Origin of the sequence: Bartonella sp. ML69XJBT (genome assembly GCF_028618515.1) — a bacterium.
Classification (GTDB): Bacteria; Pseudomonadota; Alphaproteobacteria; order Rhizobiales; family Rhizobiaceae; genus Bartonella.
Genome location: NZ_JAQITB010000130.1, coordinates 1 through 1,100 on the forward strand (window position 1 = coordinate 1; position 1,100 = coordinate 1,100).

Sequence of the window (1,100 nt, forward strand, 5' to 3'; positions counted from 1 at the left end):
ATGGCGTGAGCAACCGTTCGACCGGTAGCAATGGGATCACGTGCGCCATTGACATGCACCGTGACATTTTGATTGTGGGTGATGGGGGAGCGCTCTTTCTCTCTTTGCTCTCTCACAGAGTAATTGGCATACCCCGCCCCCGCAAATTGTGCTATGGGTTGAATGGTTGTTTTGCCCCCAAGCCAACTTGGCAAATGAAACAGGTCGGATAAATCAATCGACCCAATCCATCCCTTTATGCGACTGGGCAAAGATTTAAAAAAATCCATCAAGCCTGTGATGGTCCCCATAAAGCCATCGACAATCCAACTGGCCAAATCTTCCCCTGCTTGTTCCATACCTGCTTTGGCATCCTCAGAGAGCGTTTCGCGGGCAAAAAAGCTCCCCAACCAGCTCCAAAAGTTGGAAAGGCTTTGTTTAAAGCCCTCCCACACATTGCCAAACCACTTGCCAACAGCGCTAAGTCCCTGTTTGAACTTTTGCCAATGGGCAGAGAAATCAAAGGCAGCAGCAATAATGTTTTTCCAACGCGTGATGGTAGCCGTATCGGCGCCAAAAAAGCGCATGACCGCTTCAAAGGCATGCCCAAAAGCGCGTATCAGTCCCCGTGCAAAGCCTTTGACAAAGGAAGAGAAACGATCCCAATATTTCCACAAAACAAAACAAGCAGCCACGATCACAGCCACAACAGCGGCAATCAGAGCACCGATTGGGCTAAAAACAGCCCCAACCACAGAGGCTATGCCAGCAGCAATCACTTCTATCGCTGTCCCTATCCAACCAAAAGCGGCGGCGAATGCACTTCCTGAGATCATAATCCCCCGAAACGCTGCCACGAGTAAAGTCATGGGGCGCAAGAGTCGCAGTGAACTTGCCCCAAGACCCGCGGTGAGCAAGCCCAGTGAACGCCCTAAAGCCAAGAGCCCGCGCCAACTTGCAGCAAGACCACGACTAACAGCACCCATCTTGATAAAAGACGTGATCAATTGAAGAAGCCCAAGACGTGTGCCAGCAAAAGTAAAGCGCAACACACGCAAAGCAATATTAAAAGCCATCAGAGCGGCAATGGTTTTGATAATAGCGCTTGTTAAAGTGGGATG

The 1,100-nt window shown here is 50.3% G+C and carries 1 pseudogene; it reads right to left on the reverse strand.

The annotated features are described in order from the left end of the window. Positions 1–1,100: pseudogene (locus tag PVV68_RS10515) on the reverse strand (phage tail tape measure protein); the annotation flags it as partial.